The 15,930-nt window shown below is 56.8% G+C and carries 14 protein-coding genes, 2 pseudogenes and 1 riboswitch; of the genes and pseudogenes, 9 read left to right on the forward strand and 7 right to left on the reverse strand.

From position 1 onward, the window contains the following. Positions 1-14: 14 nt before the first annotated feature. Both IB244_RS01450 and IB244_RS01455 read left to right on the forward strand, forming a co-directional pair. Positions 15-662, forward strand: a complete 648-nt coding sequence (locus IB244_RS01450) for a nucleoside triphosphate hydrolase (RefSeq protein WP_192302928.1) — start codon at positions 15-17, stop codon at positions 660-662. Positions 663-751: 89 nt separating this feature from the next. Then, complete coding sequence (locus tag IB244_RS01455; RefSeq protein ID WP_112645794.1) at positions 752-1,621, forward strand: sugar phosphate isomerase/epimerase family protein; 870 nt, start codon at positions 752-754, stop codon at positions 1,619-1,621. A 348-nt stretch (positions 1,622-1,969) separates the two neighbouring features. On the opposite strand, the gene IB244_RS01460 is transcribed toward IB244_RS01455, so the two are convergent. Beyond that, positions 1,970-3,907: an elongation factor G gene (locus tag IB244_RS01460; protein ID WP_192302930.1), complete on the reverse strand. Its 1,938-nt coding sequence runs from the start codon at positions 3,905-3,907 to the stop codon at positions 1,970-1,972. 447 nt (positions 3,908-4,354) lie between these two features. Here IB244_RS01460 and IB244_RS01465 point away from each other — a divergent pair, with 447 nt between their 5' ends. From IB244_RS01465 to IB244_RS01485, 6 genes are all read left to right on the forward strand, one after another. Next, positions 4,355-5,458 carry an NADH:flavin oxidoreductase/NADH oxidase gene (locus IB244_RS01465; RefSeq protein WP_192303127.1) on the forward strand — a complete coding sequence of 368 codons (1,104 nt, stop codon included), beginning with the start codon at positions 4,355-4,357 and terminating at the stop codon, positions 5,456-5,458. An 87-nt stretch (positions 5,459-5,545) separates the two neighbouring features. Then, positions 5,546-5,690, forward strand: a riboswitch (FMN riboswitch). A 114-nt stretch (positions 5,691-5,804) separates the two neighbouring features. After that, positions 5,805-6,431, forward strand: a complete 627-nt coding sequence (gene ribB / locus IB244_RS01470; protein ID WP_192302932.1) for a 3,4-dihydroxy-2-butanone-4-phosphate synthase — start codon at positions 5,805-5,807, stop codon at positions 6,429-6,431. 1,172 nt (positions 6,432-7,603) lie between these two features. Continuing rightward, positions 7,604-7,945 (forward strand): hypothetical protein, encoded by a 342-nt coding sequence (locus IB244_RS01475; RefSeq protein WP_169684281.1) that lies wholly within the window; start codon positions 7,604-7,606, stop codon positions 7,943-7,945. Continuing rightward, on the forward strand, positions 7,930-8,070 hold the full coding sequence (locus IB244_RS33040; RefSeq protein WP_409564039.1) for a PAN domain-containing protein: 141 nt from the start codon (positions 7,930-7,932) through the stop codon (positions 8,068-8,070). The genes IB244_RS01475 and IB244_RS33040 overlap by 16 nt, the downstream gene beginning before the upstream one ends. 262 nt (positions 8,071-8,332) lie before the next feature. Further along, positions 8,333-10,363, forward strand: coding sequence for a transketolase (tkt, locus tag IB244_RS01480; protein WP_192302934.1), 2,031 nt, complete (start codon positions 8,333-8,335; stop codon positions 10,361-10,363). 193 nt (positions 10,364-10,556) lie between these two features. Beyond that, on the forward strand, positions 10,557-11,606 hold the full coding sequence (locus IB244_RS01485) for an LLM class flavin-dependent oxidoreductase (RefSeq protein ID WP_192302936.1): 1,050 nt from the start codon (positions 10,557-10,559) through the stop codon (positions 11,604-11,606). A 504-nt stretch (positions 11,607-12,110) separates the two neighbouring features. Here the strand turns inward: IB244_RS01485 and IB244_RS01490 are convergent. Then, positions 12,111-12,749: a DUF1684 domain-containing protein gene (locus IB244_RS01490; RefSeq protein ID WP_192302939.1), complete on the reverse strand. Its 639-nt coding sequence runs from the start codon at positions 12,747-12,749 to the stop codon at positions 12,111-12,113. A gap of 377 nt (positions 12,750-13,126) precedes the next feature. Here IB244_RS01490 and IB244_RS01495 point away from each other — a divergent pair, with 377 nt between their 5' ends. Next, a complete protein-coding gene (locus IB244_RS01495; RefSeq protein ID WP_210334196.1) occupies positions 13,127-14,113 on the forward strand; it encodes an MBL fold metallo-hydrolase in 987 nt (328 codons plus the stop codon). 285 nt (positions 14,114-14,398) lie between these two features. Here IB244_RS01495 and IB244_RS01500 read toward each other — a convergent pair. The 5 genes and pseudogenes from IB244_RS01500 to IB244_RS01520 form a co-directional block, all read right to left on the reverse strand. Continuing rightward, positions 14,399-14,506 (reverse strand): annotated as a pseudogene (locus IB244_RS01500) (transposase domain-containing protein); the annotation flags it as partial. A 253-nt stretch (positions 14,507-14,759) separates the two neighbouring features. Further along, positions 14,760-14,889: pseudogene (locus tag IB244_RS01505) on the reverse strand (recombinase family protein); the annotation flags it as partial. Positions 14,890-14,899: 10 nt separating this feature from the next. Further along, on the reverse strand, positions 14,900-15,259 hold the full coding sequence (locus tag IB244_RS01510) for a helix-turn-helix domain-containing protein (RefSeq protein ID WP_192302941.1): 360 nt from the start codon (positions 15,257-15,259) through the stop codon (positions 14,900-14,902). Further along, entirely contained in the window at positions 15,256-15,537 is a 282-nt protein-coding gene (locus tag IB244_RS01515; RefSeq protein ID WP_192302942.1) for a DUF6516 family protein, read from the reverse strand. The genes IB244_RS01510 and IB244_RS01515 overlap by 4 nt, the downstream gene beginning before the upstream one ends. After that, positions 15,534-15,773, reverse strand: coding sequence for a hypothetical protein (locus IB244_RS01520; RefSeq protein ID WP_192302944.1), 240 nt, complete (start codon positions 15,771-15,773; stop codon positions 15,534-15,536). The genes IB244_RS01515 and IB244_RS01520 overlap by 4 nt, the downstream gene beginning before the upstream one ends. Positions 15,774-15,930: the final 157 nt, after the last annotated feature.

A 15,930-nucleotide genomic window follows, 5' to 3' on the forward strand; every position in this document is an offset into this window, starting at 1 on the left:
ACGGGAGGAAATCCTTGAGCAAGATTGAAGGAAACGCGCGGAATATCGCGAAGATCGCGGCGCAACGCTTCAACGAAAGCAACGGTCGGCGAGTTCTGATAGCCGTAGCGGGCGCACCCGGTTCAGGTAAATCCACGCTCGCGGAGCGCGCCGTGGAGATTATCAACAAGGATCATCACCTCAACGCAGCCCTGTTTCCGATGGACGGATACCACTATGACGATGTCGTCCTGGAGCAGATGGGGCGCCGGCCTTACAAGGGGGCAATCGACACCTTCGATGCCCATGGTCTGCGTCACATGCTCAAGCGCTTGAAGGCCAACGAGGACGACGTCGTTGCCGTTCCGGTATTCGACCGCTCTATCGAGATCGCGCGGGCTGGCGGCAATCTAATTCCCCGGTCGACGAACATCATTGTCTGCGAAGGCAACTACCTGCTGGCGCGCCAGCCGCCCTGGGACAAGTTGAAGGAGATTTTCGACTTCACCGTATTCGTCGACGTGGACGAGGATCACCTGCGGCAGAGACTTCAGAACCGCTGGCGGAGCTACGGCCTCGATCCGAAGGAGATCGATCGGAAGGTCGAAGAGAACGATCTGCCGAACGGACTTGCGATCGTAGCGGGAAGCGCCGAGCCGGACCTCCGCATCGAGAACAACTGATCCGCGAAGGCCGACCGGAGGTAGCTGCGGTCGGCCACTGCCAACCCCGCCAGGGACATTCGGCGGGATCTACTACATTGGAGACTCCTATGAAACACGGAATTTACTACTCTTACTGGGAACACGAGTGGAGCGCAAAATTCGGCCCCTACGTCGAGAAGGTAGCCAAACTCGGCTTCGACGTCATCGAGGTAGCTGCGCACCATATCAATGAATACAGCGACGCCGAACTGGCAGAAATCAGACGGACCGCCACGGACAATAACATCGTCCTCACGGCCGGGATCGGGCCTTCGAAATCCAAGAACCTTTCATCACCGGACATTGCGGTGCGCCAGGCGGGAAAGGCATTCTTCGAGCAAACGCTTACAAACGTCGCAAAGCTTGACATCAAGACGATCGGCGGCGCGCTGCATTCCTATTGGCCGGTGGACTACTCGAAGCCAGTCGACAAGGAGGGCGACCGGGCTCGCGGAGTCGAGGGTATTCACGGCATTGCGGATTTCGCCGCCAACTTGGGAATTAACCTCTGCATCGAAGTCCTGAACCGCTTCGAGAACCACGTTCTCAACACCGCCGCAGAGGGTGTCGCATTCGTGAAGGATGTCGGGAAGCCGAATGTTAAAGTGATGCTCGATACCTTCCACATGAACATCGAGGAGGACAGCTTCGGCGAGGCGATCCGCACCGCCGGCCCGCTGCTCGGACATTTCCATACGGGTGAAAGCAACCGTCGAGTGCCCGGTAAAGGAAGAATTCCTTGGCACGAGGTCGGCCTGGCACTTCGCGAGATCAACTATACCGGCGCTGTGGTCATGGAGCCGTTCGTAAAGACCGGTGGAACGATCGGATCTGATATCAGGGTCTGGCGCGACCTCACCGACGGCGCAGACGAAACGAAAATGGACGAGGATGCTCGAAACTCTCTGGCATTTTCTCGATTCGTACTCGGCGGCTGATCTTGACGATGCGTTCAGCCCCTTGGATCACTTTGCCATAGATGCAAGAGGGATCCGAATTGGAGCCTCAGAAGATTGTCGAAACTCAGGCCACAAGGGCCGCCGTGCGGCGTCATCACAAACCAATACCCCTGCGCGCGAGCGCAGGGCAGCTTTGAGCATGTTATCTGGTTATACCGCTCCCGGTTTCCACCACACGCATTTGGCAAATAGCGCGTCGAAGTTTTTGATCCTGCTTCGTTGTGCGGGGATCGCTACCCCTTCCCTGGCAAGGTGGACCATATTGGTCGTCACCAGTTGGCTGTTTCCAGTACTCTGATAGCAGAACTGTCCGCTCCCGCGAGTGTCTCAATGGATCGCCCGAAGATAGTTGATGCGATCAAAGGGGTTTGCGCCCGTGCGAGCGCGAGCACGAGGCCGGACCGCAATGGGGCTGTGATGATCGAACGCGTTTTCCAAAATCCCGGCACCGCCGGATAATCCGGGCAGGACCCGTCGCAAAGCCTGGACCTGAGCGGAGGTAACCATGCCTCGCAATTGGGCGATACCACCTTCAATCAGCGCTTCCTCGGTCGATGCTCCTGATTTTGCGAGTGCGACCTGCACGTTGGGTAATGCGGTTACGGGGACCTCAAGCCGAAAACGCTCTATGGGCTCGCAGATGATCGTTTGCGCGGAAGTAAGAGCTGCCGCCAAAACGAGTGGTGTAAGCCCTCGGAAATCAGCCGCAGTGCTAGACGGCGAGTGATGTCGGACCGAAGTGAGCGCGACATGACAGTCGATTACCTGCCACCCATGGATGCCAGCCTTTAGGGTCTCGGATACCGTCTCCTCGATGGCTCGGTAAAACCCAGCGGGCATTTGTCCCACATCCACTTCCATCGCGAAACTATTGCCTGTCCCTTCCGGGCGTGGCTCGACCCGTAGGCCAATCGTTGCAAGAAAGGGGTTGGGCTCCTTGAAGATGACTTCAAGTCCGCGTCCTGTCCCTATCGGCCGCTCGACAAGGATGACCGTACTTTCCTGAAACACCGCGTCAACTCCGTAGTCTGCAAGTAACGTTGACTGAATGACTTCCTTCTGAACCTCGCCATAAAGCGACAGATACATTTCACTCGCATCTTCATTTGTGTGCAGGTTGATCAATGGATCCTGTTCCGACAGGTGTTGCAGGGCAACCCATAAAGCGCGGCTTTCCGACGGTCGTTGCGGTGAGACCTGGGTCTCCAGTGTCGGTGGTGCGAATTGCCCTTCGAGATAAGAGCGACCGTCTGCTCCAACTTCATCCCCGATCCGCGCGTCGGTTAGGCCCCCAATCTTGGCGATTTGACCGGCGCGTGCATATTCGTGTCTATGCAGGTTTCCTTCGCCAAAAACCTGGATGCTCGTTACCTTAGCGTTGCCAGTTGGCAGTTGAAGATGTCCACGCGCGGCTACCGTGCCTGAAGTCAGGTTAAGGTAGGCGAGCTTCTCTCCGCCCCAACCGCGCTCGATTTTGAAGATGCTTCCCTTTACCGGGCCGTCAGGAGAAGGGGTTCTGCTGGGCAAAAGTGTCTCGATTGCTGAGAGGAGTTCCGACACACCGGTGCCGGTCATTGCGACCCCGCAGTACACCGGATGAATCAGGCCATTGGCGACCTGATCTGCCAGGGCTTTGGTAAGCCGCGCTGGCGTCAACCGCTCCGAAGCAGCAACGAAGTCGCGAAGCAGGCAGTCGTCATTGACGGTGAGCATCTCGCAAAGGGCCGAAAAACCCGGATCGTGGCTGACATCGATTGATTTAGCGGTCGCAACGCGGCTTCCGATATCCCTCGCTTCCATCATCGCTATCGGCCGCACCGCCAATTGCTTGGCGATGTCTGCAACGACGTCGAGGTAACGCGCTCCCATCCGGTCGATCTTGTTAACAAAGACAAGGAACGGAATGCCAAGTCGCTGCAGGGCGCGTACCAGCACTCGCGTCTGAGCTTGTACGCCTTCGACGGCCGATACGACCACAATGGCCGCATCGAGCAACCTCAATATTCGCTCGACTTCGGCGATGAAATCTGGGTGACCGGGAGTGTCGATCAAATTGACGTCCAGATCGTTGATCCGGAACGACACTACAGCCGCAGCGATGGTTATCCCGCGTTGTCGTTCTATGGCGAGGCTGTCTGTTTGGGTGTTGCCGCCATCGACACTGCCGAGTTTGGCGATTGCACCTGTATCGAAAAGGAGGCGTTCCGTAAGGCTAGTTTTGCCTGCATCCACATGAGCTAGGATGCCCAAATTTAATGTGCGCATGATCCATCAACTTCTCAAAAATTCGGGTTTGAACTTGTTGAGAAGTCACTCGGCGCATTGGGGCCTCCAGGATAGAGAACTATCTGTATCTCAAGTTGGCGATACCCTTAGAACTTGTAGTGATGCTGAGAAATTTCGTCAAGCGAGAGGCAGTCGACGGTGGCCTCTTCAGCAGAAGCTCATCGTGGAAGGTCCGCAGTGTGTGGATCGTCAAGAAATGAGTAGCAAGCGGTGAGCTAACGTAGAGAGGCAGACCGATCGCAGGGATAGCGTCGGAGCGGCGAGTATATGAATGCTATGAGCCAAGTGCCAGCGTCAAAACTGGAGTGCCATTTCTGCGGCCGGGAAGTGGCAACTCAAAGACAATATGTTATTGAAAAGCCCGCTCAACGGAAGCCGTTGAAAGTAGACCTCTTGAAATGGAATTTCCCTGATCAAGGAGACCCAATGCCAAACCCTGTTCTGTTTTCCCCTTTCCGGGTTGCCGGGCTGGAGCTTGCGAACCGCATCGTCATCGCGCCCATGTGTCAATACTCAGCGGAGAATGGATGCACTACTGACTGGCACCTTATCCACTTGGGGCAGCTTGCGCTCTCCGGCGCGGGTTTGCTGACCATCGAGGCTACCGCTGTAGTGCCAGAAGGGCGGATCACATTCGCGGATATCGGTCTCTACGATGACGCAACCGAAGCTGCCCTAGCTCGGACGCTGGATGGAGTGCGCCGATATTCGGATGTGCCGATTGCTATTCAGCTTGCCCACGCCGGTCGCAAGGCGTCGACAGATATCCCATGGCTGGGAGGCAAGCAGATCCCGCCAAACCACGATAATGGTTGGCAAACTGAAGCGCCTTCTTGCATGGCATTCCTTCCGGAGTACGTGCCGCCTACAGCGCTCGATCAGGAGGGACTAAAGCGTGTTCGCGACGCATTCGTCGCGTCGGCAAAACGTGCCGCCAGTATCGGCATCGACGCTGTCCAGATCCACGGTGCCCATGGCTATCTTCTGCATCAATTCCTTTCACCGTTGTCCAATCGGCGAACTGACGACTATGGCGGGTCGATCGAAAATCGAATGCGCTTTCCTCTCGAAGTCTTCGATGCCGTTAGGACTGCATTTCCGGCGGGCAGGCCCGTGACGATGAGGGTTTCGGCGACGGATTGGGTCGAGGGGGGGCTGAAACTGGCGGAGGTGATCGCCTTTGCAAAGGAGCTTGAGGCGAGGGGGTGCGACGCGATCCACGTATCGAGCGGCGGGCTGGATGCCAAGCAATCAATTCCAGTCGGGCCTAACTACCAGGTCCCACTTGCGCGGGCCATCAAGAATGAAATCAAGATCCCGGTCGTGGCGGTTGGTTTGATAACTGAGCCTGTGCAAGCTGAGGCGATCGTGGCCACCGGTGACGCGGATCTGGTCGCAATTGCACGGGCCGCACTCTACGACCCTCGTTGGCCTTGGCATGCAGCCGCAGCGCTGGGAGGTCAGGTATCCGCGCCTCCGCAATATCTACGGTCGCAACCTTCACAGTACAAGAATCTATTCCGACCCTAAGGTTTCTACTACGGAGTGCGGAAGGGAGTGTTCGGCAGTTTATCGCGACGTTCTCTTGCGAACTGATGCAGTGAATGTCTATGTTACGCATGTTCTCAGGGCGGGGTGTAATTCCCCACCGGCGGTATCGAGGCAACTCGGAGCCCGCGAGCGCCTTCGCGATAGCGAAGGGTCAGCAGATCCGGTGAGATGCCGGAGCCGACGGTCATAGTCCGGATGGAAGAGAGCAACGCAGGGGTCGTCGTGTTTGACGACGACTTGTATGCTTGTTCGCCCAAGGGAAAATTGTGGCTGTTAAAGGCCATGCACGCCGCTCACCGCGGCAACCCTTGAAAGGCAGAAGAGAATGGCAATTTCCAAGATTGATGATGCGATCGCCGCTATTGCGCGTGGCGAGATCGTCGTTGTTGTCGATGACCGCGACCGTGAAAACGAAGGGGATCTCGTGATTGCCTCCCAAGCAATCACTCCTCAATCGATCGCGTTCATGATGAACAACGCGCGTGGTCTCATCTGCGTTGCGATGGAAGGCGAAAGGCTCGACGAGCTCGATATTCCCCTGATGGTTCCGCGCAATACCGAAGTGCTCAAAACGGCGTTCACCGTGTCCGTGGACTATATCCCAGAAACAACAACCGGGATTTCTGCTGCCGATCGCGCAGCGACCGTTCGGGCCCTCGTCACCGACGGCTCTCGTCCCGAGGATTTTGCGCGTCCAGGACATATCTTCCCGCTGAGAGCCCATCCAAACGGCGTTCTCTCTCGTCCGGGCCACACGGAAGCAGCGGTTGACCTTGCCCGGCTTGCTGGTCTTTCACCATCCGGAGTGATCTGCGAAGTGGCAAACGACGACGGAACGATGGCTCGGCTACCCGAGCTGGAAGTGTTTGCTGAAAGACACGGTCTCCAGCTAATCACGATCGAAGATCTCATCGCCTATAGAACGTCCAGCCTGTCTTCTAAGGCCGCATGATTTTCGGAACTGCAGGCGCGATTTCCATTGGGGAATCGCGCCGAAGCTAAAGATGGACGTCAGCCGACGGACGGGTAGCAAAGTACGGCTGCGTGCGACATGTCCGCCATCGGATAGCTTTTTACGGGACGCTCCCTTCCCGTTGGTCTTTAGGCGGCTAAAAAACGCCCAAGTCTCGCGCCGCCGCGGCTCCTAAGGCTAATTCATCCAAGGGTGGGTCGGTCGCCAACACGTTTTCGGCCGTAGCGTTAGACCTGGATGGCGAAATAACTGAGCTCAGATCTCAATTGGCTCAAAAACTGCTATTGCAGAATGAGCAATTAAAGCAACTGCTTGCGCGTTATAGCGGGTATGGAGTCAAGCGGACCAAGTGATTTCGGTGTGGCCGGACCAGCATCCGACACGAGCTTGTTGTTGTCGTCTGAAAGATAAAGCCCTTTAGCGCCCGCTGCAGCAGCCCTAGCCGTAGCTTTGGGTTGCCGTCGACTTCCGCAGAGAAAATCAGGGAGTCGGATTCTTTTGAACTATCCGCTCAAGACTCAAGGTTTACCGCCGCCAATGTTCACTGTATGTTCTGCTTCTCCATAGCGAGGTTGATGGACAGTGAGAATCGATACCCGATTGCATCGAGATAAAAAGCGCTTAGCGCAAACAAAGCTGACTTCGTTGGCCGACGACCATCCTTTGCGGGAGAAATATTACCTCTGGATACAAGAACTCGATGACCTGATGGCCGGAAGCGAGGCTAGGTTCTCTGAAAGTGACTCTCGGAAGAATAACGCCGTCGTGCAAGCCGAACCGAGGGGAGTGGACGATGGTGATGAAGTCCTTGGTGATGAAATAGGTAGAACGGGAATCAATTTGCCTGTCGGCCCGGGAGTTGCTTGCAATGACAAGCGCCCAGTTCATTCTAGGCAGGCAGACCGGTTGAAATGCTCGGCAGGCGTTGACGAGCGAAGAAAAGAACTAATGGCCGAAAACCAATGGCTTCGTGACATGCTTGGGCGATATGGCAATGCGGTCGACGACGGGCGAAGGCACCGCGCCGCGTCCCCTAGCGGGGGGGCAGCCAGCAAACGATGCCTCTGACGGGCCAGTTGTCGCGCTTCTCGATAAGCCCCTATCGAATAAACGTTGAATGCTCTACCCTACAAAGCTCCAAGAAGCTTCGGTTGACCGAGATGACTTTGGAAAAGGGCAAAACCTACCACATCAATGGCGAAGGCACGAAGCGGCAGGAGGCAACCCTACGTCAACGCCTTCGGCTCAAGTGGCTGCCTTTTGGAGACGGCGCCAAACCCGAGGCGATTGATCAATACGAGAGGTTTCTTGCCCTGGCGGATGATGAACAGCGCGTGTTTGTGGCGACCCTCGACGCCGATGAAGCCGAACTTTACATCGCATTGATGGCCGCCAGGGCGATGTATGTCGACCCCACCGGTCGTAAAGATGGAAGCATTACGGAAGCCAAGGTTAAGGCCCATCCCGAACGGTATCAATGGAAGCCGGAGTAACGCGCCGCTGGGGCAGTCTTGCTGCCTGTCAGGACCAGTGCGTCGCCACCTCATCCTGCCAAGCATTCAATTTTTACCGGAACGGCATGTGCGTGATGCTTAGCGTTCGCAAGCCGACGCGGTGAAATATTTGCCTCCTGTGGCGGGTGCTTGGTCAAACTGAGAGGCGTCGCGTTGGTTGTGAACAGCAAGCCCGCGAAGATGCGTAAGTAAATTGAGAATGCTTTTCCGAGCGGCTGTTCCCGTAGCTTCCAGTTTTCACATTCCGGGGACAGCCAGTACACTTCTGATGTGTGACCCATAGTCGCTGACGCGTCACCATTCTGTCGCTTCTTCGTCCTCGCCCTATCTCCAAGCGAGATACTCGGTCTGAACTAGGAGATACCCATGCCCGATACGACCGCATCTGTTCCCGCGCCAAAAGACCCCCACCTCCGCAAGCTCGCCAACTGCATTCGGTTCCTTTCCATGGACGCGGTCCAGAGGGCCAAAAGCGGTCACCCCGGCATGCCAATGGGCATGGCAGACATCGCGGCCGTGCTTTTCTCTGAGTTCATGAAGTTTGATAGCAAGGACCCTTACTGGTACGACCGTGACCGGTTCCTGATCTCGAACGGTCATGGCTCGATGCTGCTCTACAGCCTTCTGTATCTGACCGGCTACGAGGACATGACCATCGATGAGATCAAGAATTTTCGCCAAATCGGTTCGCGAACAGCAGGACACCCAGAATACCATCACGCGACAGGCATCGAAACGACGACCGGTCCACTGGGGCAGGGGCTTGCCAACGGGGTCGGCATGGCCCTGGCCGAGCGGATCATGAACGCAAAGTTCGGCGACGATCTTTCGAACCACTACACCTACGTCTTCCATGGCGACGGTTGCCTGATGGAGGGCATCAGCCAGGAAGCCATCGCGCTCGCAGGACACCTGAAACTCGGGAAGCTCATCTATTTCTGGGATGACAACTCGATTTCCATCGACGGCGCGACCAGCCTCGCCGAGTCCGATGACCATCAGGCGCGTTTCCGTTCGGCCAACTGGCATGTCCTGCAGATCGACGGACACGATACCGATGCTATCAGGGCAGCGATCATCGAGGCGCGGAAGGTCACCGACCGACCCTCGATGATCGCCTGCAAGACGATCATCGGTTTCGGCTTCCCGACAAAGGCCGGTACCCAGAAAGCGCACAGTGATGCGCCTGGGGAGGAAGAGATTGCGGGCGCAAGAAAGCTCCTGGGCTGGTCGTCGCCTCCGTTCGAGATCCCAGGTGACCTGCTTGAGGCGTGGCGCTCCATTGGCTCAAAGGGGCAAAACCAGCGGATGGCGTGGGCAGTACGCGTCCAAACCGCGAACGATGAGATCCGCACGGAGTTCGCGCGCCGGATGAAAGGTGAGTTGCCGCACGACTGGCGCAAGGCGATCGAGGCGGCCAAAAGTGAGTTGCTGGCAAGCGAGAAGGATATGGCCACTCGCCAAGCCAGTGGCACCGTCCTTAATCATCTGGCTGAAGCCCTGCCGGAATTGATCGGAGGTTCAGCCGATCTGACGCCATCCAACAACACGAAAGCCAAATCCCAGGTCGAGATCGCCCCCGGTCAGTATGCGGGCTCCTACATCCATTATGGCGTCCGCGAGCATGGTATGGCCGCCACGATCAATGGCATCGCCCTTCACGGGGGATTGATCCCGTACGGGGGCACGTTCCTGACGTTCTCTGATTACGCACGACCTGCCATTCGCCTTGCCGCCATGATGGAAATCCGCTCGATCTTTGTGATGACGCACGATTCTATCGGATTGGGCGAAGATGGGCCGACCCATCAGCCAGTCGAGCATCTGTCCGCACTTCGGGCAATCCCAGGGCTCGCTATTTACCGCCCGGGTGATCCGATTGAAACGGCAGAATGCTGGGAAGCAATCCTCGACGCTCCCCGCAGAGCTGCTCTCATCGCACTGTCCCGGCAGCCAATGCCATTGCTGCGCAGGGACCCTGGAAGCGAAAACCTGTCAGCCAAAGGCGGGTACGTGCTGCTGGAAGCGGAAGGAGGCGAGCGTCAGCTGACTATCATGGCGACCGGCTCAGAACTCCATCTGGCGGTTCAAGCTCGGGATCGGCTGCAGGCCGGAGGTATTCGGACCGCCGTCGTCTCGATGCCATGCCGACTATTGTTCGAGGCTCAGACGCCCGAGTACAAGGGGAAGGTACTCGGCGCCGGATCTGCGCGGGTCGCTGTAGAGGCTGCCGTCCAGGATAGCTGGGACCGATATCTCGGGTTCAACGGTCGGTTCGTGGGTATGCATAGCTTCGGCGCATCCGGAAAGATCGACGACGTTTACAACAAGTTCGGCATCACAGTGGATGCCGTGGTCAAAGCCAGCGAGGAAGCTCTGGCCTCCGGTTCGGCTTGAAGGCTGTCTATCGTGTACCCCAAGGTGCTAAGCGCACCTTGGGGGCTGCCGCATAGCCTGTTCTATATCTTCGATGATTTCGATCTAGTTTTTCGCCATTCCGCTTTACTAGGCGGCACCCCAACTAAGACCCCAAAATCCAAACGATTGGGCGTCGGCGGTTAGCGTCGGCTTGGCCCGTGGGACAACAAGCATGACAAAGTCAAATGTAGAATTCGGCCTCGATACCTTTGGGGACGTAACACACGACGCCAACGGCCAGCCTGAAACGTATGCTCAGGTCATCCGGAATGTCATCAAGGAGGCCGTAGCAGCCGACCAGGTTGGGATCGATTTCTTCGGGATCGGCGAACACCATCGCGAGGATTTCGCGATATCCAGCCCGGAAACTGTTCTTGCGGCCGTTGCGACGGTGACCGAAAGGATCAAGCTGGGTTCGGCCGTCACGGTGCTGAGTTCGGACGACCCCGTGCGCGTTTATCAGCGGTTCGCAACTGTCGACGCAGCGTCCAACGGCCGCGCAGAGGTCATCCTGGGCAGGGGGTCTTTCACTGAGTCTTTCCCGCTCTTTGGGTATTCGTTGTCCGATTACGACAAGCTGTTTGAGGAGAAGGTCGAGCTTTTCGCCCAGCTCCTTGAGCAGAAGCCAGTTAGCTGGACGGGGATGACGCGGCCGCCTTTGAATGGTCAGCGCGTGTTTCCCCTTGTCGAGAAAGGCCCGCTGAAGACGTGGCTAGGCGTTGGCGGAAGCCCAGATTCCGTCATTCGTGCTGCGCAGTATGGACTTCCGATGATGCTAGCCATCATCGGCGGGAGCCCTTATCGTTTCAAGCCATTCGTCGATCTATATCGTAACGCCAATGAGCAGCTAAAGCATCCGGCAATTCCCGTTGGTGTTCATTCCCCGGGCTATATCGCCGAGACCGATGCCGCTGCAAAAGCAGAGTTCTGGCCGCATTTCCGCGCCATGCGAGATCGTATTGGCCGTGAACGGGGCTGGGGTCCTGTTAGCGAGAGAGACTACGAAGCCGAAATCGATCAGGGCTCGCTGTATGTCGGCTCACCGGAGACCGTGGCCGCAAAGCTTGCGCCGGTTATCGAGAACCTTGGCATTCAGCGGTTCCAGCTGAAATACAGCATCGGAACGATGCCGCATGAGAAATTGGTCCAGAGCATCAGGCTATTCGGTGAAGAAGTGGTTCCAAGGGTGAAAACTACACTTGCCAAGGAAGTGGCAGCGTAACCCCCAACAGCCGGAGGTCGATCGCTTCCGAGAAAGCTCTCGCCGCTCTCTTTGCCAGTATGGGTGAGGTCAGGAGCAGGCTGGACCTCCAGCTTGCCTCTTCCCTTGGGTGAAACAAAAAATACCGTTCCGGCGGTCAATTCGTGGGATAACTGAGGCGAGGGGCTTCCAATCAGCAGTCCTTATCGTCGGGTTCTACGTCAACTACCTCGGGCTCACCACGGACAGTGAAATCGATAAGCTCGATTGGTGCGTTTCCTCCAATCTGGAGCCATAGTTCTACCATGGTCGTGATCTCGTAAAGCGCGCTGCCCCTCGGGATACAAACTCATCAGTTAACGACGACGTTCTCCTGCAGTCTCGCCTCAAACCGGCTCATACCGTTCATTGGCATTGCGCGTGAAAGATCTCTGTCACAACGGTATTATTCGAAACGGAAATACGCGCACGGTCACGACTTCTGAATGCCCGGCTACGGAGATTCAAGGCCTCTGACCCCGGCGCTTATCGTTTCGAGACAGGTAGCCGTTCACCGGCTCTCACCGCGCCTTTCAGTCGATTGCCCGATGGCGCTAATGGACAGACATAGCGGGAAGAATAGGCGCACGAAGGAAAATAGGAGAAATTGAAATCGAGTATCAATGCGCCGTCTGGACGGACAACTCCGAGATCCGCTCCCTTGATGGTGTCGAGGAGATATCGGCCACCGCCATATGTCTCGGTCCCTGAGGTCGCGTCGACAAACGGCAGGAACACGCCACCGCCGTACCCTTCAATCCAGTAAAGGGTTAATTCGCCGCCCAATCTGGCCTCCAGCCCCGATGTACGAGAGAACGCATGCATCGACAGGTCACCATCCGCTCCTGTTGCGACGGTTATCCGTTCCGGCGTGACTGCGACAAGCTGTACCGTCAAGCGCAACGAGGGATCATAAGAAAATGTCGTCGGCCCTTCGAACGTCTTGCGGTCCGCCAATTCAATTGGCGACTGAGGATGGTCGCGAAACAGGGTCGAACGGGTGTCGCACCAAAGCCTCCAGGCAGCAACCACGTCCGGGCTAGAACGTACCTCGTAGTAGAGATTTGCGATCTTCTCGCGCCATTCCCACAGGTGTTGTGTCTCGTTCAAATCATATCCTCCCATGCCGGAAATTTCGCCGCTCTCGTCATCGAAACGCTCGCCCCAATCATCGCGGCGTAACTTTAAGCAATCACGCACCGTTCCGAAAGATGCGGTCTAAACACCGCCTACAAACGAAAGTCGGTGCACCGCCGGTGCCTCACAGCCTTGAAGATGCAAACCGCCCTGATGATGCCACGCGACGAGGTTCGATTATGGTTCTTCTCTAAGCATCGTCGAGGTGAGTGGCCCTGTTTCGGTCCCTGGTATTGAGCGCGAGAAGGCCCGCGCCGGCGTCATCGCGGGCGTGACGCCTTGTTTGGGGGACCGCGCATTCAGTGATAAAATCGCAGACAGGTTGGTAACCAGTCCCACAGACATTTCGAGGCACGGAGGCTCTGATGAACGGGCTAGTGGCGGTTGACAGCGTCGAGGTTCGGGTTCTTGTCGACAATCTCACAGACAATCTTTCCACGGTGCCTTCATTTGTGGAGACGGAGGTCGCGGCCATAGAGCGGCGGCGTCGTGGGATGTGGATCATGGGCGGCAAATGCCTATGTTGCGCGGCCCACGGTCTGGCTTGTCTCGTTACCATTCATCAAGGAGGCGTCACGAGAACTATACTATTCGATACCGGTCCCGAAGACCGCGTTCTCGAGCAGAACGTCGCGCGCCTCGGCGTCGAGCTTGGGCGTGTTGAGGCAATCGTTCTATCGCACGGCCACTGGGATCATTGCGGAGCGATGCTTTGTGCCTTGCAACTCATCCGGGACCGCAATGGGGGCAATCCAGTCGCCTGCTACGTCCATCCGGACATGTTCGGAAAACGTGCCCTCAAGCGGCAAGATGGGTCGTTGCGCCTCATGGAAGACGTGGCCAGCTTGGAAGAACTTGCCTCCTTCGGCGCTGCCACAGTCAATACGAGGGAGCCGCAGCTGTTATTGGAAGGATCGGCTTACGTGAGCGGCGAGATACAGCGCGTGACCACTTTCGAACGGGGATTTCCCGGCCAATATCGGCAGTCCACGGACGGCAGCGGATGGGTGTCGGACGAGCTGATGATGGATGAGCGCTTCCTGGCCGTCAACGTTACCGGGAAAGGCCTGATCATTTTCAGCGCCTGCTCACATGCGGGCGTGATCAATGTACTGACGCACGCAAAGTCGAGCCTTCCCGGTGTGCCGCTCCATGCCGTCGTGGGCGGGCTGCATCTTGTCGGACAGAACGAGCGGATCATCCCGGCGACCATCGAAGCGTTGGCGTCGTTCGACCTTGCCACCATCGCTGCAGGCCATTGCACCGGGTGGCGAGCCATGAACGCGCTGGCGAACGCTTTTGGCGACAGCAAGATCGTCCCATTATCTGTTGGAAAGCGGATCTCGTTTTGATGCGGTAACCGTGTCGCCTAAACGCATGCCCGCGAGCAGTAATCCCTCGGGGCGAGCGAAATGATCCCTTCTGTGCAAACTCATTACAAAACGCCTCCACTCGGTGAACACGTCATTAACCGAGCAAGAAGTGTTCCCTGACTTACGACTTCGTACTGCTCTCGGCCTGCGGAGTGCATTTGGGCGCCATCAGCGACAGAAACTGCCGGGCCTATGTTTTGGTTGAGGCTCGAGCCGCGGATTCGACGATAACATTTGGGGTATCGACGCGTCGTCCGTAAGCAGTTAGCCGACCACGCTCGACTCGAAGTTCCAGGGCATCAGAGCGTCGATATCCTGCGCGGGCCATCCATTGGCCATGCGAACTAAGGTCTGTGTCAGCCAGGCGAGCGGATACGCTTCCTCGGTGACGGCCGCATCGAGATCGACTCCAACATAGTCGAAGCTCAGCGTCCTGAACACAAATCCTGCGGACCGATTCTATGAGCGAGCGGGGTTCGCACTAGAGGCGGAAACGCTCGAACGCCGCCGGTTTTCCAAGGCAGTACCAACATCCTGATTTCGCGCCGCGCCCAAGCCATGGTGCAAAGTCATGGTAGTCGCCACCAAGAGCCTGGATCGGACCAGGGGCATGATAACCGGGCGGCGGCCGATCGTGGTTCGCGCCCGAGGCGGTTTCCTCGAAGATGCGGATACACTCGACCTTGCGTAGCGCGTCGAGCTGTGCCGCGACCGTTTGTTCGCGGGTGGAAACGCGCGTAGCCGATCAGTGCCAACACTTCCTCATCACGCTGCGGCGCTCACATCGTATTCGAAATGAATGCGATCATAGGGAAACTCGATTCCATTCTCTGTCCGGTTGATGACACCAGCATTGACGAGAGTCGTCACGTCACGATGAACGGCCTGCACATCGCGGTTGACCCGACGCGCGACCTCGCGGATCGACAGCGGCCCGTGTCCCGCGAGCGCCTTGACGATAGCGAGGCGGGAAGGCGCGAGCACTCGGTGCATGTCATCGTAGGAGGTGAAGTTGACCGAAGGTACGGCCTCTGCTGTCTCCCCTGCAAGCGCCCGCCTTCCGGCCTCGACAAAGCGAGCCTTGGCATCCGCTATGGTACTCAAGCGCACAGTCAAAGTTGTCATCTGAGCATCCTTTCCATGTCAGCTTGGAAGGCATCGTAAAGTGCTTCAAGGGACGTAAATTCGATGGCTTCTTCGCGGTTACCCAAGTGCCGGTGATCGCCTTTCCCGCGCTCATTGTCATAGCGGAGAACGCACTCACCGTTCACAACGAAGGCCAGCCGATACTTGAACGGGTGCGTGCTGCCCGGAACCGGGTTGGGTAGGTGCCATAACACGACCTCAAAATAAGTCTTGTCATTGATCACCGTTCGCGGTTTCGCGATCGGTCTGGCCTTCATGTTGTTATTGATAACAACACTCTGGCGTTGTTGTCAATAACAACGCTCTCAATGGATGGGCAGCGCTCATGGGGAATAAGGAAGGCACAACAGTCGTCGCTGAACGATATGAAGAATAATTCAGCAGGATTTTCCACGCCCGACAGAGCATCACTGTCTGGGCGACCGGCCTGCCAGGTGCGTTCATTTGGATGGTCAGGTAGGTGCTGTTGACGCAAAAGATCGGCAATAAACATCGGCAAGTCTCACCTTGTGACCTAGGATAAGTAGCTGATTTATCTTCGTAACATGGATGCTAAAGATCGGCAAAAATCCCAACATGGGGCAAATTTCGAAAATCGGCAATCAACATCGGCAATGTTCTTGAAATAAGCAGGTTAACCCACTAAATAT

Origin of the sequence: Rhizobium sp. RHZ02 (assembly GCF_014851575.1) — a bacterium.
GTDB classification, from domain to species: Bacteria; Pseudomonadota; Alphaproteobacteria; order Rhizobiales; family Rhizobiaceae; genus Rhizobium; species Rhizobium altiplani.